Origin of the sequence: Bradyrhizobium sp. CCBAU 11357 (assembly GCF_028128865.1) — a bacterium.
Classification (GTDB): Bacteria; Pseudomonadota; Alphaproteobacteria; order Rhizobiales; family Xanthobacteraceae; genus Bradyrhizobium.
In genome coordinates, this window is record NZ_LBJW01000107.1 from 156,497 (window position 1) to 175,281 (window position 18,785).

Here is an 18,785-nt window from a genome sequence, read left to right on the forward strand (position 1 = left end):
GATCAGACGAAGTATCGAGGCCGATTCTACGCCACGGACATGTCGAGCGGCGGCGCGACGTGATCCGGCAACGGACAGACGTAAGGTGTCCTGGCCGTCCGCTTCTGAAGATCGGTCTTGGCGGCCTTGATCAGCTCCGGTTCCGTCAGCGCCTTGATGCCGAGACCGGCCATGGCCTTGGCCGCCTGCACCATGGCCTTGTGCGCGTGCGGGCTCTTGCCCTGCGCCACCACCTGCCAGGTGTGGAAGGGCGTGCCGATTGCAACCGTCGGTGCGTGCACCTGCACCGTCGGCACCACCCAGCTCACGTCGCCGACATCGGTCGAGCCGACGAGCGGGTTGCGCTTGGCATCGAGCGGCACCAGGAAGTCGGCCAGCGGCCGATCGGTCGGCTCCATGCCGATCGCGTAGTAGACGGAGGCGATGTCCTTGTCGCTCAAGGTCGCACGGATCTGGCCAGCAAAGCTCTTGTCCGCATCGTCGAAATGCGGCGGTCCGAGCTCTTCCATCACCTGGTGCAGCGCCTGCTCCAGCGGCCCGTTCGGCAGGATGTTGGAGACCGCGGAGATGATCTTCATTTCGACCTTGGTCTCGGTCATTAACGCCGCGCCTTGCGCGATCTTGGACACGCGCTCGACCAGCTCGTTCATGCCGGGAAGATCGCGCGCGCGGATCGAATAGCGCACGCGCGCATGGGCCTGCACCACGTTGGGCGCGATGCCGCCGGTGTCGAGCAGCGCGTAGTGCACGCGCGCGTCGCTCGGCATGTGCTCGCGCATGTAGTTGACGCCGACATTCATCAATTCCACCGCATCGAGCGCCGAACGGCCGAGATGTGGCGAGGCCGCCGCATGCGAGGTGCGGCCGGTGAAGGTGAAATCGGCGCGCGTATTCGCGAGCGACGGCGTCACCGCCACTTCCCAGAAGCTGTGCGGATGCCAGGTGATGGCGATGTCGGCGTCTTCGAACGCGCCGGAGCGCACCATGAAGGCCTTGGCGGCGCCGCCTTCTTCCGCAGGGCAGCCGTAATAGCGCACGCGGCCGGGCACCTTGTTCTCCGCCAGCCAGTCCTTCACCGCCGTCGCGGCGAGCAGCGCGGCGGAACCGAGCAGGTTGTGACCGCAGCCATGGCCATGGCCGGCGGTCTCGATCGGGCGATGCTCGGCGACACCCGCCTCCTGGCTGAGGCCCGGCAGCGCATCGTACTCGCCCATGAAGGCGATGACCGGACCGCCCTCGCCCCACTCGCCGATCAGCGCAGTCGGGATGCCGGCGACGTTCTCGGTGATGCGGAATCCCTGATGGCGCAGCTCGGCGAGATGCTCGGCGGCGGACCGCGCCTCGGTGTAGCAGACCTCAGGCATGCCCCAGACCCTGTCGCTGAGGTCGATGAAACGTTCCTTGATCGTATCGATGCCACGCCAGATGTCGCTGCGGTTGTCCATGCTTGTCGTCCGTGATCCCTTGGTCAAACGAAGCGGCAATGGTTAGCAGCTTCACTGCACGGCGCCTAGCACCGCGCCGGACAGCAGCCATGCGGTGGCGGCCGGATGACATGACGTCCCGTGCAAGAGGTGTTTCCAGGCCTTTCGAAAATTTCACGCAGCGTTCTCCCGAATAGTTGGGAACGAGGCTTTCAAGACCGCCTGCTCCGGCCTAAATTAGGCGTGCTTCGCGCGTCGCTCCGCCAGCCTTGCCGGAGCGATGCTCTCAGCCAGGAGAACTCCATGTCCACCCTGACCGAATGGAGAGTGCCGCCGGCGAACCAGCCGCGGGCGAGCGACTACGGTTTCGATCTCGACCGCGCGCTCGGCTCCGTCGTCGGCCTGCACGCCATCATCCCCCCGGACGCCTTCAGTGCCGAGACGCTGGGCACCGAACGCGCCGGCAACGGCGTCGTGATCGACGACGGGCTGGTGCTCACGATAGGCTATCTCATCACCGAGGCAGAATCGGTCTGGCTGCACCGCGCCGATGGGCGCGTGGTGGAGGGCCATGCGCTCGGCTTCGATTCCGAGACCGGGTTCGGGCTGGTGCAGGCGCTCGGCCAGCTCGACATTGCGCCGCTGCCGCTCGGCTCGTCGGCGGCGACGCGGATCGGCGACCGCGTCGTGGTCGGCGGCGCCGGTGGACGCACGCGCTCGGTTGCGAGCCAGGTCGTGGCCAAGCAGGAATTCGCCGGTTACTGGGAATATCTGCTGGATGAGGCCATCTTCACCTCTCCCGCACATCCGAACTGGGGCGGCACGGCGCTGCTCAACGAACGCGGCGAGCTGATCGGCATCGGCTCGCTCCAGCTCGAGCGCGAACGTGACGGCAAGGCCGAGCACGTCAACATGATCGTGCCGATCGACCTCCTGAAGCCGATCCTGGACGATCTGCGCAAGTTCGGCCGCGTCAACAAGCCGGCACGGCCCTGGCTCGGGCTCTTCTCGACCGAGATCGACAACCGCGTGGTGGTGATCGGGATCTCCGCCAATGGCCCGGCCGCCCGCGCCGAGCTCAAGACCGGCGACGTCATTCTCGCCGTGAACGGCGACAAGGTGACGAGCCAGACCGCCTTCTACAAGAAAATGTGGGCGCTCGGCGCCGCCGGCGTCGACGTGCCGCTCACCGTTCATCATGAAGGCGTCACCTTCGACGTCACGGTGACGTCGACCGATCGCTTCAAGCTCTTGAAGGCGCCGAAGCTGCACTGATCCCAACGGCTTTGAGGAAGCGGGCGATGACCGAGGCCGTGGTGGACGACATCGTGGCCGTGCTGCCGCCGCTGCTCAACGCGCTGGAAGCACTCGGCTTCTTCCAACGGCATCTGCATCCGCCAGCCTTCGCCTCGGTGATGGATGCGATCGGCACGCCGGACGAGGCGCTGCAGACGGCGCACGCCGCAATCGGGGATTGGCCGGAGCAGTTCGCTGGCCTGCGCGAGCGGCTCGATCGCGCCTGCGGCGAGACGCTCGCTGCCTTTGCCGGCATCCGTGAGGTCGAGCGTGGCCATGGCGATCTCGTCGCGGTGTTCCGCGCTCTGCGCCATGTCCCGCGCGCGCAGGAGGCGCTTTATCCGCTGGCGGTTAAGTTTCCGCCCGTGAGCGGCTTCTTCCTCAACGCCGCCAATCGCGACAATGCGGATTTGTTGTCGAAGCTCGAAGCCGGCGCGAGCGAAGATACCGGCATTTTCCACGACCACAACGAGCCCGGCAGCCGCGGCGGCTTTTCGGTCTATGTCCCCGAATATTACACGCCCGAGCGTGCCATGCCGCTGGTGATGGCGCTGCATGGCGGCAGCGGCAACGGCCGTGGCTTTCTGTGGAGCTGGCTCCGCGACGCCCGCAGTCTCGGCGCGATCCTGGTGGCGCCGACTGCGACCGGGCCAACCTGGGCGCTGATGGGCGACGACACCGACACGCCGAACCTCATGCGCATCCTCGAGGTGGTGCGCAGCCGCTGGAGCATCGACCCCTCGCACCTGCTGCTGACAGGCATGAGCGATGGCGGCACCTTCTGCTACGTCACCGGCCTCGACGGCGCCTCGCCTTTCACGCATCTCGCGCCTGTTGCGGCGACCTTCCATCCGCTGATGGCGGAAATGGCCGACGCAACGCGCCTGCAAGGCCTGCCGGTCTTCATCACTCACGGCAAGCTCGACTGGATGTTTCCGGTGCAGACCGCACGGCAGACGCAGGCGGCACTCTCCGCCGGCGGTGCCGACGTCACCTATCGCGAGGTCGACGACCTCAGCCACACCTATCCGCGCGAGATCAATGCGGAGCTGATGGAGTGGCTGAATGGAGAATGAACAACCTCTCCTTAGATGCGCCGCATGGTCGCGGAACCATCACTCCGGGCCGACGTTATTGCCCGTCACCGGAGGTTCGCCATGCAGACTTTTTTTGGAATGATCCTGGGCGCGCTGCTGCTTGCGTGCGGCGTCTACATCTATGATTCCATGCAGACGTCGTCGGTCGCCAAGGGTGAGGTCGCGACGACCAACCGTACCATCGTGAACTGGGACGTCGCCAAGGCCGATTGGGATGCGCTGCGCGATCGCGCGCACAAGGACTGGGTCCGCATCTCGTCGAAGTAATTTCGTCCGATCGACATGAACAAGGCGCCGTCGCGAACTCCGCGACGGCGCCTTTCTGTTGCGTCCTGAAATATCGCCGGCTCAGTTCATCTTGGCCTTGCGGGCGTCGGCAATGACCTGCTCGAACTCGGCCATGCTGAGCGCGCCGGGTACGCGATACTTGCCCACGATGAAGGACGGGGTGCCGTGGAAGCCGAAAGCTTCAGCCTGCTCGTTGTTGCGCTTGAGGATGGCGTCGACGTCCTTGGCGTGCCCGGTGAGATCGCGCTTCAATCGGTCCATGTCGACCCCGGCGGCCGCCAGCAGCTCGTTGATGCGCGGCTCGGTCAGGCGCGAGCTGACGCCGATCATGGCGTCATGGGCCTGGTGGTACTTGCCCTGGAATTTGGCGGCCAGCGCGCTCCGCGCCGCGGTGACCGAAACCGGCCCGAGGATCGGCCAGTCCTTCATCACCAGCCGCACCTTGCCGTCATCCTGGACGACCTGGCGCAGCTCGGGCTCGAGCTTGCGGCAATAGGGACAATTGTAGTCGGACCATTCGACGATGGTGATGTTGCCGTCGGGATTGCCTGCGACGGGCGTGTCGGGATCGCGCAGCACCTTGGCCTCGGTCAGCACCTCGTCATCGCCGGCCGCCGCGCGCGCCCGGACGATGCCACCCACCGCAAGAGCACCCGCTCCGATCAGCGTCAAGGCTGCGCGCCGCGTCGGCGCAAGGCCACTCTTCCCAAATCCGGTCATATCTCGTCCCGTTCCGGCCCCATCTTGCGGATATACGCCCGCGGACCGGCCATGTTACGGGTCATATAGAATGCCGCGGGCGCGATTGCCACGCGAATCGCGCCCGGCTCAACTAGACCGCCGGGCGAGGCAGCATCGCCATCAACGTCCCGCTCATCGTGGCGATCAGCGTGGTCTTGCCGTCATGCTCGGCGTAGGCCTTTGCCTCGCAGAAGGTCAACGTACGGCCGGGCTTGACCACTTCGGCCTTGAAGACGAAACGCTCGCCGCGGGCGGGCGCGAGCAGCGTGGTCTTGAATTCGACGGTGAGGATACCGGCCTCCGGCGGCATTAGGCTGAAGGCCGCAATGCCGCAGGCGTTGTCGAGCCCCGCCGCGATGATGCCGGCATGGATGAAACCGTTCTGCTGTGTGAGGGCCGGTGCATGCAGCATCGCCAGCTCGACCTCGCCCGGTGCGAGGCGGACGATCACGATGCCGAGCGTGCGCATGGCCGGCTGGCCATCGAACATGGCGATGGCCGCCGCGCGGTAGCCCGGATTTTTCGGCTCGAAGGCTGTCATGGCTCACACCTCGGCAGGTTCCGCAAGATGCCTCGAGGCTGCTTCGCGAATGGCATCGGCGAACGGCGCGGACTTCCGCAATTGACGGTCCATGTGCACGCCGGTGATCTCGCATGTCGCGGCGAGCTCGCCAGTCTCGGCATTCGTCATGTCGCGCCGGAAGCGGATCGACTTGTCCCTGATCTCGAGCAGATGGCTGCGGATCTCGACGATGTCGCCGGCGAGCAGCTCGCGCTTGTAGGCGATGTTCTGCTGCACCGCGGCCATGCCGCGGCCGGAGGAGCGCAAATAGCTCGGCGTCAGGCCAATGCGAGCGAACAGATTCCAGTTGGCCTCGTCGAACTTGCCGACATACCACATGATGTTCATGTGCCCGACATGGTCGCATTGCCATGGATAGACCGTGCCGCGATAGGTTGCCTCCTGCTCCATCGCAATTCCTCCCGCAATTTCGTCCTTGATCGTTGATACGGTAGCGTATCAAACCCGTGTCGCGTTAGCAATACGGCACCGTATCAAGTCCGGGTGAGGCTTCCTTCATGAGCGACGGCAAGGGCGATGTCTGGGTCGAGGCTGGATTTGCCGAGCTCGCCCGTGCGGGGGTGGAGGGCGTGCGGGTCGAGGTGCTCGCCAAGAACCTCGGCGTCACCAAGGGCGGGTTCTACCGGCGCTTCGCCGATCGCGCCGCGCTGCTCGAGGCCATGCTGGAAGCCTGGCGCAAGGGCCGCATCGCCGCGATCGCGCAGCAGACAAGCCTTGACGGGCAAGCGCCGCGCGAACGGCTGAAGGCGGTGATCCAGCTCTATTCCGAGCGGCTCAATCCGGAAGGCATGGCGATCGAGCTTGCGATCCGGCAATGGGCCCGCTCGGACGAGAACGCCGCTGCGGCGGTGGCGAGCGTCGACGCGGCGCGGCTCAAACACGTCGGCGACCTCTATCGCGCCACCGGCCTTGCGACCGAGGAGGCCGACGCGCAGGCCTTCCTGTTCTACTGCTTCATCTTCGGCCAGAGCCTGTTGTTCGTCGAGAGCGGTCCGCGCAAGCGGTCGCAGCTCGTGGCGAAATCGGCCGAGAAGCTGCTCGACTGAGCCAGATCCGGACCCGAAGGGCCGCGTAAGCGTCAAGAGTGCAGCGGTTTTCCGAAAAGATCGTGCGCCAAAATACAGGCGAAAAGGCCGGAGCGTTGCTCCGGCCTTCGTAGCATTCGAAGCTCAGGCGGCGCCCTTCAGCTTCTTGGTGCATTCGCTGTAATAGCCGCCGCCCTTCTGGATCCACTTCAAGCCGCCGTTGCCGTTGGTGGTCTTGTTGGCATTGTACTGGTCGACGCAGGTGTGCAGGCGCGCCTTGCCGGCGGGCTCCTTGGCATATTTCGGATCGACCGCGTTCGGGTAGATCGCAGGTCCGGCCGGCAGGGCCGGCGCCGCCGCGGCGGGCGCCGCCTCCTTCTTGGCCTGCTTCGGCTCCGCGGGAGCCGTGGGCGCTGCCGCGGTCGGCGCCGCGGCGGGCGCCGCATCGGCACCGCATTGGGCCTTGCGGAAGTCATTCCACTTCATGGTGCCGAGCGAGCCGTCCTTCTTGGCGGCCTGGTACTTCGCGCTACACTCCTGCGCGGTCAATGCCTGCGCCGGCGCGCTCGCCAGCAATGCCGCGACACCCGACGCTGCGATCGCACACAACAATTTCGTCTGAATGGTCATCCTTGGGTCTCCTGCTTGGTCTTCCCTGACGGAAGTGAATTGAGGATTGCTATCCTAGCGTGCCGAACGCTTGCGACAAGGATGCGATGCCTTGCGCCGGCAAAATATAGTGATCCCGCCGCTTCACTCATTCATGTCGCGTTCAGCAACACGAGCCGACGTTTCAGCCCTTCGCAATTCTCGCAAGCAGAGTGCACCACATGACCTTCACGTCCCGCCTCGCCGCCGTCGCGCTCGCCTCCCTGCTCCTCACCGGCACCGCCTTCGCGCAGACCACCGCACCGGCCGCCAAGACCGACACTGCCGCCACTGTCCCCGACAAGAAGGCAACGAAGGAGCGATCGGCGGAATCGCTGGAATGCTCGAAGCAAGCGGACGCCAAGGGATTGAAGGGGAAGGAGCGCAAGAAATTCCGTCGCGAATGCAAAAAGGAGGCGAAGGCCGGCAGCGCAGTCGCCGCTCCCGCAGCTCCCGCCGCCGACAAGAAATAAGCCCGTCACGCTTCCTTCCGAGCATCCGCGGAAGGCGTCGCGCATTGCGGCATGACGAGCCTGCAATTGTGCGGCTCGGGCGGATTTGCGATAAGGTGGCGTGAAGCAAATCACCGCCTCCCTGTCGTTCGAATGGCCGAGCCGTGCCAAGATCCTGAGCACGGTGGAGACGCTCGTCATCGGCACCGCCGGCGGCCTCGCGTTTCTGCTCGCCGGCCTGCCCGGCGGGCTGATCTCCGGCTCGATGATCGCGGTCGGGATCGCCGCAATTGCCGGCCGCCAGCTGAGCCTGCCGCCGATCCTGACCCAGACCGTGCTGGTGCTGCTCGGCATCTCGCTGGGCTCGGTCGTCTCGCGCCATTTGCTTCAGCAGGTCAGCGCCTATCCTCTCACGATCGGCCTGCTGGCGCTCGCCACCTTCTGCTCCACGTTCGGCTCGAGCTATTACCTCCAGCGCATCCATGGCTGGGACCGCACCTCGGCTTTCCTGGCCGGCAGCCCCGGCGCGCTGTCGCAGATCACGATCCTGGCGGTCGAGCGCGGCGCCGACCTGCCGGGCATTGCGGTGGTGCAGACCATGCGCGTCATCATCCTGACCGCCGCGCTGCCGATGGTGCTGGCGATTGCAGGCGTCGCGCCCTCGGCTGCGCCGTCGCTGGCGACGACCATCGCCTCGCCGCTCGATCTCCTCGAGCTGGCCGCCGCGTCGCTGGCGGCAGCGCTCGTGTTGCGGCTGATCAGGTTTCCCGCGAGCTGGATGTTCGGCGCGATGATCGCCTCCAGCGTGCTGCATGGTGCCGGATGGGTCGAGGGCGGCCTGCCGGATTGGGTGCGCGGCGTGGCGCTGATCGGGATCGGCGCACTGATCGGCAGCCGTTTCGCGCGGATGCGGATCAAGACGCTCGCCGGCCACCTCAGCGCGGCCCTGGGCTCGTTTGCCGTGGCCATCGCCGTCTCCGCCATCTTCGTCGGCATCGTGGCGCTCACCACCCAGGTCAAATTCTCAGACGTCGTCGTCGCCTTCGCGCCGGGCGCGATGGACGCGATGCTGGCGCTGGCCTTGACGCTGCACATCGACCCGATCTTCGTCGGCGCCCATCACCTGTCGCGTTTCGTCTTCGTGACGATCGCAACGCCGGGCATCGTGCATCTGTTCGGGCGCACGCAGGACGACGTGGACGATTGACGGGGCGCGGCTCTCGTAGCGGAGCTCCGCTTCCGTAGGGTGGGCAAAGCGAAGCGTGCCCACCATCGACTGGCATGAATGACGATGAATGGTGGGCACGGCGCGCGAAGAGCGCGCCTTTGCCCACCCTACGGCAGTTGTGTGCGCTTCGCCGTCCGCACGAATCCCCACGCGGCGATCGCGGCCATCAAGAGCGAGATCAGCACGTTGTAGCCGGCGAGCGAGAGGCCGAGGAAGCGCCACTGCACCTCGTCGCAGCGCACCACCTTCACGGTGTCGAGCTTCGACAAGAGATCGGCGGCGCTGCCGAGATTGACGACGGGCCCGGAGCAGTCGGTCGGCCCCTTCCAGAACCCCCACTCGACCCCGGAATGGTAGGCCCCGAGACCGGCATTGACGAGCGTCGCCAGGGCGAGGATCGCGAGCCCCGCCAGCAGCAGCGGCCGCGGCGCGCCGCTCCGCGCCGCCAGCGCCGTGAGCGCACCGAGCGGTATTGCGAGGTAATAGGCGTAGCGCTGCTCCAGGCACAATGGACAGGGCAGGATCTCCAGGACGAGCTGGAAGAACCAGGCGCCCGCAATCGTGGCTGCGCCGATCAGCGTGACCAGGACCGCGGCGGTCAGCGCGGGGCTCGTGGCGGCCGGCTTGAACGCAGGTATGGCGGCACTCTCGGTGGTCACGGCAGCCTCTTTGGCATCTCTCGCGCCCAAGCCTCTAGCCCCGGCCCATGCGGCTGTCGAGAACGGCTGACATCACTTTGGCGCGGGTTGACCCCGCCCCGTCCATGGCTATAGTCCGCCGGCTTCGCGACGCCGCCTATGGGGCCGACCGAGGGCCCCTGTGGCGGAACTGGTAGACGCGCTCGACTCAAAATCGAGTTCCGCAAGGAGTGCTGGTTCGATTCCGGCCAGGGGCACCACGATAAAAACACTAATAATAACTATGCCTTAAGCCGTTGGTTTCGATTCCGGATTTCTCCGGAAAATTTTCGCGATGCATTGAAACCACAAGTAAAAGTTGCTCCAGCCGTCCGTTTGTTGGCATTTTTGTCGGTATCGGCCGAACAAACGTTCACGCGAATTTCGCTATTCCCGACGAGGGAATTGAGCAGATGGCCCGCAGGAACGACGGCTGAACTTTCCACTCGATATACGTACCAATCGCCGCTGGATATTGTGAACAGATCGGTCTCCCGGTGCACGGGGGCTTTGTCCCTCCGCGTCACATGCGCGGAAACGCAGAAGCAGGGCATAGGACTTGTCGAACATCAATCTCAAGCTTCTCCATACCTTCCTGCTTGCAGCTGAGCACGAAAGCTTCCGGAAGGCCGCCGAGGAATCGAACCGGTCTCCTTCTGCGGTCAGCATGCAGATCCGCGACTTGGAGGAGCAGATCGGCGTTCTCCTTTTTCGCAGAACGCCGCAGAAAGTATTGCTGACATCTGAGGGGCGAATTCTGTTCGAGCAGGCAAAGCGCGCCCTCCAGGAAGTTCAGTCCGGGCTGGATTTGCTGAGCGAGTCAGCACAGTCCCGCAGCCGTCACATTCGCATGGCCTGCGTTCCGACGCTCGCGTCCGGATGGCTGCCCAACATCCTGGCGACATTCAAGGTCCGCTATCCGCGGAGCCAGGTCCAGCTCATGGAGCTCTCCACGACACCTATGCTTGAACTCCTCAAGCGGCAGGATGTCGAGTTCGGTATTGGTCCGCAAGTCCCCGACATGGGGGACTATGAGTTCGAGCCGATGCTTGAGGACCCCCTTTTTGCCTGCGTACCGCCGGTGTTCGACGAGGGGCAAGCAAGCACGGGATTCGCCGATCTGGTGGACAAGCCGGTCATCCTGCTGTCGAAAACGACAGCCGTGCGAGGGTTGATCGACGAGACGCTGGAGACGCTCCACGTCCGGCTCGATGTTCAATTTGAAGTTCAGGCCGCCACGACGGCGGTGGCACTAGCCGCGTCCGGCCTCGGCATCGCGATCGTGCCACGAGTCGCGCTGGTGCAGGCTGGCGTGCAGCGGTTTCGTGTGGTCCCGCTCTCCGATCAAATCAAGCTTCGCCAGATTGGCTTGATTACCACGCGCAGCTCGGTCAGGCGCCCGAACACCGAGCAGCTGATCTCTTTGATCCGCTCAAGTCTTTCCCAGCTGCGCTGACGCCCTCCCGCTCAGAGCAGCTTCAGGAGCGCATCCACGACCTGACTGGTCGTCGCATTGCCGCCGATGTCCCGTGTCCTCAGCGCTGCATCCTCCAACCCGGCGCACACGGCAGCTTCCATCCTGTCGGCACCAAGGCGCAGCCGATCATCGCGATAGCGCCGGTCCAGGCGTCTCAGCATCAGTATCGCAGCCAGGATCGTTCCATAGGGATTGGCCAGCCCCTTTCCTGCTATGTCGGGCGCCGAGCCATGCGAAGCTTGAAAGAAGCCGATTCCATCACCGACTTCTTCCGACGGAGACATGCCCATGCCGCCGACCGTCGCGGCACCGAGATCGGAAATGATGTCGCCGAACATGTTCTCGGTGACGATGACGTCGAAATGCGATGGCTTGTTGACGAGATGAACGGTCATCGCATCAACAAGGACGTGCTCGGCTTCAATGTCGGGATAGTCCTTGGCCACCTCGTCGAAGACGGAACGGAAGAACGCATATGTGCGCAGGACATTGGCCTTGTCGCAACAGGTGACCCGGCGCCGGCCGTCCTTTGGCGAGCCGTTACGCGATCTGGCGAGGTCGAACGCGAACCGGACGATACGCTCGATACCTTTCCTAGTCTGAACTAGCGTGTCGACTGCGACTTCCTCCCTCAGCAGCGCACCCGCGCCGCGCGCGGCGTAGAGCCCCTCGCTATTCTCCCTGACGATGACGTAATCGATCGACCCCGGATGCCCGAGCGGAGACGGCACGCCCTTGTAGAGCCTAATGGGCCGCACGTTGGCATACAGATCCAACTTGAAGCGAAGTGAGAGCGTGAAATCAAGTCCGGCTTCGGTTCCGTCAGGGTGAACCACACCGGGAATGCCAGCCGCACCATGGAGAATGGCGTCCGCCGCGCGACAGCCCTCGAACGAGGTCGCCGGAAAGGAGTCTCCCGTTTCGAGAAAGTGAGTGGCACCCGCCGGGTATTCCACGAACTGGAGCGTGCCGGTCCGGACACCAGCCTGCAGCACCGCAACCGCCGCACGAGCGACTTCCGGTCCGATGCCATCTCCGTGCACGACCGCAATTTTGTAACTGTCCTTCATGATACTCGCTCGGTTGATTGTAGTGGTCTCGTCTCTTCCCTCGCAGCCACGAATGCGCAAGGTCACGCATCGGCGCGCCACGTTGGGTGAAGCGTCGATCAGATGTGTATCGTCACGACTGATCGCGAAGCCGACAGAATGATCGGTCAGTCCAGCTTGATCCAGACTCCCTTCGTGTTGAGGTACTCATCGAGCTGTTCGGTGCCGCCTTCACGGCCATATCCACTCATCTTGTAGCCGCCGAAAGGCAATGCAGGATCGATCGCGTGATAGGTGTTCACCCAGACCGATCCCGCCCGAAGACTGCGCGAAATGATGTGGGCCTTGCTCACGTCACGCGTGAAGACACCCGCCGCAAGCCCGTATGGTGTCGCATTGGCGCGCTCCATGGCTTCATCGAGCGTGTCGAACGGCAGTGCGGAAATGACCGGACCAAAGATTTCGTCACGGGCGATCTGCATGTCGTCGGAGACGCCGGCGAACACGGTCGGCTCGACGAAGTTGCCCTTCGCGAAACTCCCCTCTCTCAGTCTTCGGCCTCCGGTCACGACCTTCGCGCCCTGGTCGCGTCCGCTGTTCAGGAAGCCTTCGACCTTGTCGAGCTGTCGCTCGGAAACGAGGGGTCCGATCTCCGTCATGGGATCAGCTCCGTCGCCGATCTTGAGGGCCGAAGCGAACTTTCCGAGCCGTTCGACCAACTCGTCGTGGATCGCTCGCTCGACGAACAAGCGGGAGCCGGCGATGCAGATCTGGCCCGAATTGGCGAACGCTGCCATCGCGGCAATCGGGACAGCCTTGTCGAGGTCCGCGTCGGCGCAGACGATGACCGGCGACTTTCCGCCAAGCTCGAGGGATACCCGTTTGAGATTGCCGGCCGACGCTCGGATGATCGCCTGGCCAGTGGCAGTGGATCCCGTGAAGACGATCTTGTCGACACCGGGATGTTCGGCCAAAGGCGCGCCGGCCTCGTGGCCGGTCCCGGTCACGACGTTGACGACGCCGGGCGGCACACCTGCCTCGTTCATCAAATCCGCGATCAGCAGGGGCGTTAGCGGCGCCTCTTCGGAAGGCTTGAGCACGATGGTGCAGCCGGTCGCGAGCGCAGGTCCGATCTTCCAAACCGAAGCAGCGGTGGGCGCGTTCCAAGGGATGATCGCGCCGACCACGCCGACCGGCTCCTTCCGCGTGAACGAAACTATGTCGCCGGGAAGCGAATTGTCGATCGTCTGCCCATGAATCGCCGTCGCCATGCCGGCGTAGTATCTGAGCATGCCGAGCACGCGAAGCTTGTTCGCCCGCGTCCTGACGATCGGCATACCCATGTCGGCGGTGTCGGACCGACTGATCTCCTCCCAATGCTTCTCGAACAGATCGGCAATGCGCAGGAGCAGAGCCTGTCGCTCGAACGGTTTGAAGCGGCTCCACGGTCCCACGAAGGCGCGCCGGGCGGCGGTAACGGCAATGTCGATGTCGCCAGCATCGCCACGCGGGACACGGCCGATCACTTCGCCAGTCGCGGGATTGCGCGTCTCGAGGACTTTTCCCGAGCGGGCCTCAACCCACGCGCCATCGACGAACATCTTGCGAGTTCGGCCATCTACGGGAAATCGGATATCGGTCATTGTCATTGGATCGGTCGTCCCTGTCTCAACACTCGTTCTCGGTCTAGGCTGCCGGCTTCGTCTTTCGAAGGAGCCGCGCCAGGTCGGAAATATAGGCTTGGCCATGGCCGCTCTCGACCACAGCCGCGATCGCAGTGCCGACACCGTCTGCGATCACTTTGGATGCGCCGGAGTTGCTCGCCATCATCCGGTAGTAGGAGATATCCTTTAGCGCATTATCGATAAAGAACGGGATCGTGCCGGTATCGCCCGTCACGACGCCTCCTTTGGCAAGGACGTCGACGAAGACCGCCGGATCGACGCCTGCATCGGCGGCCTGCGCCGCGGCCTCGCCAAGCAGCGCCATGAAGCCGATCGATACATAATTATGGAGCAGCTTGAGCCGGTGGCCGAAACCCACCGGGCCGACATGTTCCACTCTCTCGGTGAAAGAGGCAAGAACCGCGCGGACGCTGCGAAGGTCGGCTTCGTCGCCGCCAACCAGAAGGTTCAGCGTTCCTTCTTCCGCGTGCCTGGCGGTGCGCGTCATGGGCGCATCGAGAAAGCGTCCACCCGCCGCCTCGACCGCGGCGGCCATCCGCAATGTCGAGTCCGGCAGCGCCGTCGAGCAATCGACAATGATGGTGCCCTTACGGAGGCCAGACAAAACGCCCGCTTCGCCCGTCAGGATTGCTTCGACCTGAGGCGAACCCGTTACGCAGAGGATGATAACATCCGATGCGCTCGCGACCTCACCGGGCGTCTTGCAGGCCGCGGCCCTGAGGCTGAGGAGATCGTCAACGGGTTGATTGCCCGGATGGTCGAGAAAGGCCAGAGGAAAGCTGCCCCGCGCCAGGACATTCTTTGCGATTCCATGGCCCATCAGACCTACACCGACAATTCCGACTCTCAGCTTAGTCATCTCATTCATCGTTCATGCAAGCCTCTCGTGAATGGCGGCGTAGATGATCTGTTGCTCTGTCGCCTGATCGCGTCGACGATCTTCCCGCGCTTGGCGGCCACGATCCGATGGACAGCGCCAGCAATTCTGGCAGGTAAGAGCGGATCACGACGCTAGCCGAGCCCGCATCCGCAGATGCTCCGCGCGGCTCATCTGGTCGGCGCAACGTTGCGGCACCGACCCGTGGCGGCGCGACCGGATTTGAAGGCCGACCCGAGCCGTGCTCTTGCGCTGGATAGGCCGCTTGCAACCATCGTTTCCTCGCCTGCGACAGGCTTCCTTCTTGATGGCGCAAGATGAGCGGCGTCGTCCGGTTCCATGCAAGGCGCTTTTTCTGACCTCCCGTTTGGTTTTTCTGATCTGCCGGCCTTTCCCCCGGTGGTCGGAAAACCCACGGGTTTACTTCCGGCATGCCGAGGCACGTCGCCGGTCCAACGAGCGCCGCAGTGTCACCCGGACATCGGCCCGTGAGAAAAACTGACACCCCGTTCAGAATTACTGCGCTACGCCAGCATTGCTTCAGCACTCTGCCGAGAATTAGATCCACAAATATCAATCATAACGAAGCCAAGTCGACTTGGCGGACAGACGGGGGAACCGCGATGAGTCAGACCACCACCTATGCCGGTGCCGCCGGCGCTGCCAAGTCGGCGATCGAGACTTCGACCATTCGCGCCATCTCCTGGCGACTGATCCCGTTCCTGGTGCTGGCCTACTTCTTCTCCTACCTCGACCGCGTCAATCTCGGCTTTGCCGCGCTGACCATGAATGCGGACCTGAAATTCTCCCCGTTGGTGTTCGCCTGGGGCGCCGGCATCTTCTTCATCGGGTATTTCATCTTCGAGGTGCCGAGCAATCTCGCGCTGGAGAAATTCGGCGCCAGCCGCTGGATCGCCCGGATCATGGTGACCTGGGGCATCATCTCGGCGCTGATGGCGATGGTCAGCGGCGAGACCAGCTTCTACATTCTCCGCTTTCTGCTCGGTGTCGCCGAGGCCGGTTTCTTCCCCGGCATCATCCTCTATCTCACCTATTGGTACCCGGCCGAGTACCGCGGCCGCTTCATCGCGGCCTTTGCGATCGCGGTCCCCGTATCCACCGTGATCGGCGCACCGATCTCGGGCTTGCTGCTCGGGCTCGACGGCCTCATGGGGTTGAAGGGCTGGCAATGGCTCTTCATCATCGAGGGCATTCCGTCGGTGCTGCTCGGCATCGCCACCTGGTTCTATCTCACCGACAAGCCGGAGAAGGCGGATTGGCTCTCGGCCGAGCAGAAGACCTGGCTCAAGGCCAAGCTTGATTCGGAGGTTGCAGCCAAGAAGGCGGTCAAACATCTGTCTCTTGGCGAAGCGCTGACCTCGCCGAAGGTGATCACGCTGAGCCTGATCTATTTCGGCTTCGTCGGCGCGCTCTATGGCATGCAGTTCTGGCTGCCGCAGATCGTCAAGGCGTTCGGCCTCACCAACGCCCAGACCGGATTCGTCACCGCGATCCCGTATCTGTTCGGGACCATCGCCATGATCCTGTGGGCGCGGCATTCGGATGCCACGCGTGAGCGCGTGTTCCATGTCGGCGCACCGCTGATCCTGACTGCTGTTGCGCTCGCCGTGTCCTCCTATCTCACCGATCCCACGCTGACGATGGTGGCGCTGACGGTAGCCGCGATCGGCGTGTTCTGCTGCTTCGGCGTGTTCTGGACGTTGCCGACCGCATGGCTCTCGGGCACTGCGGCCGCCGGCGCCATCGCGCTGATCAACTCGATCGGCAACCTCGCAGGCTTTGGCGGTCCTTATCTGATCGGCTGGGTCAAGGAAGCGACGGGGCAAACCTCGACCGGCCTGCTCGTGCTTGCGGTCCTGCCGCTGATCGCCGGGGTCCTGGTGTTCATCGGCGGCCACGACAGCAAGCACGAGTTCGGCGAGCCGGGACGGTAGCCCTTCCAGCATCGCCCGGTAGATCCTAGCCCCATTCCCAACTTGGGGGATGGGGAGTCACGACGACTGCGGTCAGGAGCGATGAGGGCTCGACTGGAGTGCCCCGATCCTTTGCTAGACCTGGACCGAAGTTAGCTTTTTCAGGCAGCGCAACGCAAATGACGACCGGCTGTGGCGGATGCCAGGGATGCGATAGAGCTTTTCGCGCAGGAAGCGTTCATAGCCGGCGGTGCTTTCGACCGCGACCTTCACAATGTAATCGTAATCTCCGGTGGTGAGATAGGCCTCGATCACCTCCGGCAAATTCGTCAGCATTTGGCCAAAGCGTTCGAGCATCTCCTCGTCGTGACGATCGAGCGTCAGCTCTATGATGACCGTTTCGGGCAGGCCAAGCTTGTCCTGATTGAGCAGCGCGACGTAGCCATCGATATAGCCCTGCGTCTCGAGACGCTTCAGCCTGTTCCAGCATGGCGTGGTGGAAAGCCCAATCCTGTCGGCGAGTTGCGCCGTCGTCAGGCGTGCATCCTGCTGCAAGGCGCGCAGGATCTTGCGATCGATCTCGTCTAGCCGAAGCGCATCCTTGCGCGCGGCCTTGACCGGCCTCGAGGCACGTCCGATCGGCACCATACCAAGAACTCCATTCTGGCTCTACGGCTTATATGTGGAATATCCTTATCGCATATCCAGCCTATACCCAGATCAAAAGAACAACAATCCTGGTCTTTGCCAGTACGATGTACTTACAAAATGAGACGTATGCGGTGTTTTTTCTCGAACTCCAGACCAGCGATATGCACGCCGCACTCGGCCGCCTGCTGGACCAGACCCGTGTCGCGGGGCTGCGGCTTGCCGCCGTCAGCGCGCGCGTGGATTCGAACGCCTGCCGCATCTCGGCTTCCATAGATATCGATGACCGCGACGTCGTCGACCGGCTCGTTCGCCGCGTTGGTGCGTTATTCTGCATCGATGCAATCGAGGTGAGAGGTGAAAGCCAATGCCCGACCCCGACCTCATCCATGACATGATCCCGCAAGGCGAGGCGGCTCAATCCGCCGAGCATCCGCCACTGAGGCTGCACGTGCCGGAACCAGCGGTGCGCCCGGGCGGCACGCCAGATTTCTCGAACATCCGCATTCCGCGCGCAGGCCAGGTCAATCGTCCCGCAGTCGACGTGGACGCCGAGACGATTCGTGATCTCGCCTTCTCCGTCATTCGCGTGCTCAATCGCGATGGCGAGGCCGTGGGTCCCTGGGCAGGCACCCTCTCGGACAGCGAATTGCTCGAGGGCTTGCGTCACATGATGACGTTGCGTGCGTTTGACGCGCGGATGCAGACAGCACAGCGTCAGGGCAAGACGTCGTTCTATATGCAGCATATGGGCGAAGAGGCCGTGAGTTGCGCCTTCCGCAAGGCGCTTCTTCCGGGCGACATGAATTTTCCGACCTATCGCCAGGCGGGGCTTTTGATCGCCGGCGGCTACTCGCTGGTCGAGATGGCCTGTCAGATCTACTCCAACACGCACGATCCCCTGAAGGGGCGCCAGCTACCGGTGATGTATTCCTCCAGGGAGCACGGCTTCTTCTCGATCTCCGGCAATCTCGCCACCCAATACATCCAGGCGGTCGGCTGGGCGATGGCGTCTGCGATCAAGAACGACACCAGGATCGCAGTTGCGTGGATCGGCGATGGGGCAACTGCCGAATCCGACTTCCATGCCGCACTGGTGTTCGCCTCGACCTATCGCGCGCCGGTCGTGCTCAACATCGTCAACAATCAATGGGCCATCTCGACCTTCCAGGGCATCGCACGCGGCGGCTCCGGCACGTTTGCGGCGCGCGGTCTCGGCTTCGGCATTCCGGCACTACGTGTCGACGGCAACGACTACCTTGCAGTCCATGCGGTGGCGAAATGGGCCTGCGAACGCGCACGCCGCAACCTCGGCCCGACCCTGATCGAGCACGTAACCTATCGCGTCGGTGCGCATTCTACTTCGGACGACCCAGCGGGCTACCGGCCGAAGACAGAATCCGAAGCGTGGCCGCTCGGAGATCCCGTGATCAGGCTGAAGAACCATTTGATCGTCCGCGGCGCCTGGTCGGAGGAGCGGCACAAGCAGGCTGAGGCGGAGATCCTGGACACAGTCGTTTCGGCCCAAAAGGAAGCCGAGAGCTACGGCACGCTCCATTCCGAGCAACGTCCTTCGGCGCGTGACATGTTCGAGGGCGTATTCGCGGATATGCCGCCACATCTGCGCCGTCAGCGCCAGGAAGCCGGAGTCTGAAC

At 63.7% G+C, this 18,785-nt stretch carries 20 protein-coding genes and 1 tRNA gene; 11 read left to right on the top strand and 10 right to left on the bottom strand.

What is annotated here, in order from left to right; genetic code table 11:
* Nucleotides 1-26 precede the first annotated feature (26 nt).
* Entirely contained in the window at nucleotides 27-1,445 is a 1,419-nt protein-coding gene (locus tag XI05_RS26100; protein ID WP_271507130.1) for a M20 family metallopeptidase, read from the bottom strand.
* Nucleotides 1,446-1,727: 282 nt separating this feature from the next.
* On the opposite strand from XI05_RS26100, the gene XI05_RS26105 reads away from it, so the two are divergent.
* The 3 genes from XI05_RS26105 (at nucleotide 1,728) to XI05_RS26115 (ending at nucleotide 4,084) form a co-directional block, all read left to right on the top strand.
* Complete coding sequence (locus XI05_RS26105; protein ID WP_271507132.1) at nucleotides 1,728-2,699, top strand: S1C family serine protease; 972 nt, start codon at nucleotides 1,728-1,730, stop codon at nucleotides 2,697-2,699.
* Between the two features lie 26 nt (nucleotides 2,700-2,725).
* Nucleotides 2,726-3,796, top strand: coding sequence for a phospholipase (locus XI05_RS26110; protein ID WP_271507134.1), 1,071 nt, complete (start codon nucleotides 2,726-2,728; stop codon nucleotides 3,794-3,796).
* A gap of 81 nt (nucleotides 3,797-3,877) precedes the next feature.
* Complete coding sequence (locus tag XI05_RS26115; protein ID WP_172785992.1) at nucleotides 3,878-4,084, top strand: hypothetical protein; 207 nt, start codon at nucleotides 3,878-3,880, stop codon at nucleotides 4,082-4,084.
* An 81-nt stretch (nucleotides 4,085-4,165) separates the two neighbouring features.
* On the opposite strand, the gene XI05_RS26120 is transcribed toward XI05_RS26115, so the two are convergent.
* From XI05_RS26120 to XI05_RS26130, 3 genes are all read right to left on the bottom strand, one after another.
* A complete protein-coding gene (locus XI05_RS26120) occupies nucleotides 4,166-4,825 on the bottom strand; it encodes a DsbA family protein (protein WP_271507136.1) in 660 nt (219 codons plus the stop codon).
* A 112-nt stretch (nucleotides 4,826-4,937) separates the two neighbouring features.
* The gene (locus tag XI05_RS26125) at nucleotides 4,938-5,387 is read right to left on the bottom strand and encodes a PaaI family thioesterase (protein ID WP_271507138.1); all 450 of its coding nucleotides are present in this window, start codon (nucleotides 5,385-5,387) and stop codon (nucleotides 4,938-4,940) included.
* Between the two features lie 3 nt (nucleotides 5,388-5,390).
* The gene (locus XI05_RS26130; RefSeq protein ID WP_271507140.1) at nucleotides 5,391-5,819 is read right to left on the bottom strand and encodes an acyl-CoA thioesterase; all 429 of its coding nucleotides are present in this window, start codon (nucleotides 5,817-5,819) and stop codon (nucleotides 5,391-5,393) included.
* A 107-nt stretch (nucleotides 5,820-5,926) separates the two neighbouring features.
* Here XI05_RS26130 and XI05_RS26135 point away from each other — a divergent pair, with 107 nt between their 5' ends.
* Complete coding sequence (locus tag XI05_RS26135) at nucleotides 5,927-6,475, top strand: TetR/AcrR family transcriptional regulator (RefSeq protein ID WP_172785996.1); 549 nt, start codon at nucleotides 5,927-5,929, stop codon at nucleotides 6,473-6,475.
* A gap of 123 nt (nucleotides 6,476-6,598) precedes the next feature.
* Here the strand turns inward: XI05_RS26135 and XI05_RS26140 are convergent, their stop codons facing one another.
* Nucleotides 6,599-7,084: a hypothetical protein gene (locus XI05_RS26140; RefSeq protein ID WP_271507142.1), complete on the bottom strand. Its 486-nt coding sequence runs from the start codon at nucleotides 7,082-7,084 to the stop codon at nucleotides 6,599-6,601.
* Nucleotides 7,085-7,284: 200 nt separating this feature from the next.
* On the opposite strand from XI05_RS26140, the gene XI05_RS26145 reads away from it, so the two are divergent.
* Both XI05_RS26145 and XI05_RS26150 read left to right on the top strand, forming a co-directional pair.
* Complete coding sequence (locus tag XI05_RS26145; RefSeq protein WP_271507144.1) at nucleotides 7,285-7,575, top strand: PsiF family protein; 291 nt, start codon at nucleotides 7,285-7,287, stop codon at nucleotides 7,573-7,575.
* A gap of 100 nt (nucleotides 7,576-7,675) precedes the next feature.
* Complete coding sequence (locus tag XI05_RS26150) at nucleotides 7,676-8,761, top strand: AbrB family transcriptional regulator (RefSeq protein ID WP_271507146.1); 1,086 nt, start codon at nucleotides 7,676-7,678, stop codon at nucleotides 8,759-8,761.
* A 128-nt stretch (nucleotides 8,762-8,889) separates the two neighbouring features.
* Here the strand turns inward: XI05_RS26150 and XI05_RS26155 are convergent, their stop codons facing one another.
* Complete coding sequence (locus XI05_RS26155; protein WP_271507148.1) at nucleotides 8,890-9,441, bottom strand: disulfide bond formation protein B; 552 nt, start codon at nucleotides 9,439-9,441, stop codon at nucleotides 8,890-8,892.
* Between the two features lie 154 nt (nucleotides 9,442-9,595).
* Here XI05_RS26155 and XI05_RS26160 point away from each other — a divergent pair.
* A tRNA-Leu gene (locus tag XI05_RS26160) sits at nucleotides 9,596-9,680 on the top strand.
* 338 nt (nucleotides 9,681-10,018) lie between these two features.
* Nucleotides 10,019-10,915 carry a LysR family transcriptional regulator gene (locus XI05_RS26165; RefSeq protein WP_212256254.1) on the top strand — a complete coding sequence of 299 codons (897 nt, stop codon included), beginning with the start codon at nucleotides 10,019-10,021 and terminating at the stop codon, nucleotides 10,913-10,915.
* A gap of 11 nt (nucleotides 10,916-10,926) precedes the next feature.
* Here XI05_RS26165 and XI05_RS26170 read toward each other — a convergent pair whose 3' ends face one another.
* The 3 genes from XI05_RS26170 to XI05_RS26180 all read right to left on the bottom strand — a co-directional run bounded on the left by XI05_RS26170 (nucleotide 10,927) and on the right by XI05_RS26180 (nucleotide 14,529).
* Nucleotides 10,927-12,006, bottom strand: a complete 1,080-nt coding sequence (locus XI05_RS26170; RefSeq protein ID WP_271507150.1) for an isocitrate/isopropylmalate dehydrogenase family protein — start codon at nucleotides 12,004-12,006, stop codon at nucleotides 10,927-10,929.
* Between the two features lie 146 nt (nucleotides 12,007-12,152).
* Nucleotides 12,153-13,634 (bottom strand): aldehyde dehydrogenase family protein, encoded by a 1,482-nt coding sequence (locus XI05_RS26175; RefSeq protein WP_271507152.1) that lies wholly within the window; start codon nucleotides 13,632-13,634, stop codon nucleotides 12,153-12,155.
* 37 nt (nucleotides 13,635-13,671) lie between these two features.
* Nucleotides 13,672-14,529 (bottom strand): NAD(P)-dependent oxidoreductase, encoded by an 858-nt coding sequence (locus tag XI05_RS26180; protein WP_271507154.1) that lies wholly within the window; start codon nucleotides 14,527-14,529, stop codon nucleotides 13,672-13,674.
* A 641-nt stretch (nucleotides 14,530-15,170) separates the two neighbouring features.
* Between XI05_RS26180 and XI05_RS26185 the strand changes: the two genes are divergently transcribed.
* Nucleotides 15,171-16,502: an MFS transporter gene (locus XI05_RS26185; protein ID WP_271507156.1), complete on the top strand. Its 1,332-nt coding sequence runs from the start codon at nucleotides 15,171-15,173 to the stop codon at nucleotides 16,500-16,502.
* A gap of 114 nt (nucleotides 16,503-16,616) precedes the next feature.
* On the opposite strand, the gene XI05_RS26190 is transcribed toward XI05_RS26185, so the two are convergent.
* Nucleotides 16,617-17,129: an Lrp/AsnC family transcriptional regulator gene (locus tag XI05_RS26190; protein ID WP_271507158.1), complete on the bottom strand. Its 513-nt coding sequence runs from the start codon at nucleotides 17,127-17,129 to the stop codon at nucleotides 16,617-16,619.
* 32 nt (nucleotides 17,130-17,161) lie between these two features.
* On the opposite strand from XI05_RS26190, the gene XI05_RS26195 reads away from it, so the two are divergent.
* Nucleotides 17,162-17,527 (top strand): hypothetical protein, encoded by a 366-nt coding sequence (locus XI05_RS26195; protein WP_271507160.1) that lies wholly within the window; start codon nucleotides 17,162-17,164, stop codon nucleotides 17,525-17,527.
* A complete protein-coding gene (locus XI05_RS26200; protein WP_271507295.1) occupies nucleotides 17,524-18,783 on the top strand; it encodes a 3-methyl-2-oxobutanoate dehydrogenase (2-methylpropanoyl-transferring) subunit alpha in 1,260 nt (419 codons plus the stop codon). The genes XI05_RS26195 and XI05_RS26200 overlap by 4 nt, the downstream gene beginning before the upstream one ends.
* The last annotated feature ends 2 nt before the right edge of the window (nucleotides 18,784-18,785 follow it).

Bases quoted from the DNA above. Each gene is read 5' to 3' on its own strand.
- XI05_RS26100 (WP_271507130.1), bottom strand. From the start codon at position 1,445: ATGGACAACCGCAGCGACATCTGGCGTGGCATCGATACGATCAAGGAA.
- XI05_RS26105 (WP_271507132.1), top strand. From the start codon at position 1,728: ATGTCCACCCTGACCGAATGGAGAGTGCCGCCGGCGAACCAGCCGCGG.
- XI05_RS26110 (WP_271507134.1), top strand. From the start codon at position 2,726: ATGACCGAGGCCGTGGTGGACGACATCGTGGCCGTGCTGCCGCCGCTG.
- XI05_RS26115 (WP_172785992.1), top strand. From the start codon at position 3,878: ATGCAGACTTTTTTTGGAATGATCCTGGGCGCGCTGCTGCTTGCGTGC.
- XI05_RS26120 (WP_271507136.1), bottom strand. From the start codon at position 4,825: ATGACCGGATTTGGGAAGAGTGGCCTTGCGCCGACGCGGCGCGCAGCC.
- XI05_RS26125 (WP_271507138.1), bottom strand. From the start codon at position 5,387: ATGACAGCCTTCGAGCCGAAAAATCCGGGCTACCGCGCGGCGGCCATC.
- XI05_RS26130 (WP_271507140.1), bottom strand. From the start codon at position 5,819: ATGGAGCAGGAGGCAACCTATCGCGGCACGGTCTATCCATGGCAATGC.
- XI05_RS26135 (WP_172785996.1), top strand. From the start codon at position 5,927: ATGAGCGACGGCAAGGGCGATGTCTGGGTCGAGGCTGGATTTGCCGAG.
- XI05_RS26140 (WP_271507142.1), bottom strand. From the start codon at position 7,084: ATGACCATTCAGACGAAATTGTTGTGTGCGATCGCAGCGTCGGGTGTC.
- XI05_RS26145 (WP_271507144.1), top strand. From the start codon at position 7,285: ATGACCTTCACGTCCCGCCTCGCCGCCGTCGCGCTCGCCTCCCTGCTC.
- XI05_RS26170 (WP_271507150.1), bottom strand. From the start codon at position 12,006: ATGAAGGACAGTTACAAAATTGCGGTCGTGCACGGAGATGGCATCGGA.
- XI05_RS26175 (WP_271507152.1), bottom strand. From the start codon at position 13,634: ATGACAATGACCGATATCCGATTTCCCGTAGATGGCCGAACTCGCAAG.
- XI05_RS26180 (WP_271507154.1), bottom strand. From the start codon at position 14,529: ATGACTAAGCTGAGAGTCGGAATTGTCGGTGTAGGTCTGATGGGCCAT.
- XI05_RS26185 (WP_271507156.1), top strand. From the start codon at position 15,171: ATGAGTCAGACCACCACCTATGCCGGTGCCGCCGGCGCTGCCAAGTCG.
- XI05_RS26190 (WP_271507158.1), bottom strand. From the start codon at position 17,129: ATGGTGCCGATCGGACGTGCCTCGAGGCCGGTCAAGGCCGCGCGCAAG.
- XI05_RS26195 (WP_271507160.1), top strand. From the start codon at position 17,162: ATGTGGAATATCCTTATCGCATATCCAGCCTATACCCAGATCAAAAGA.
- XI05_RS26200 (WP_271507295.1), top strand. From the start codon at position 17,524: ATGATCCCGCAAGGCGAGGCGGCTCAATCCGCCGAGCATCCGCCACTG.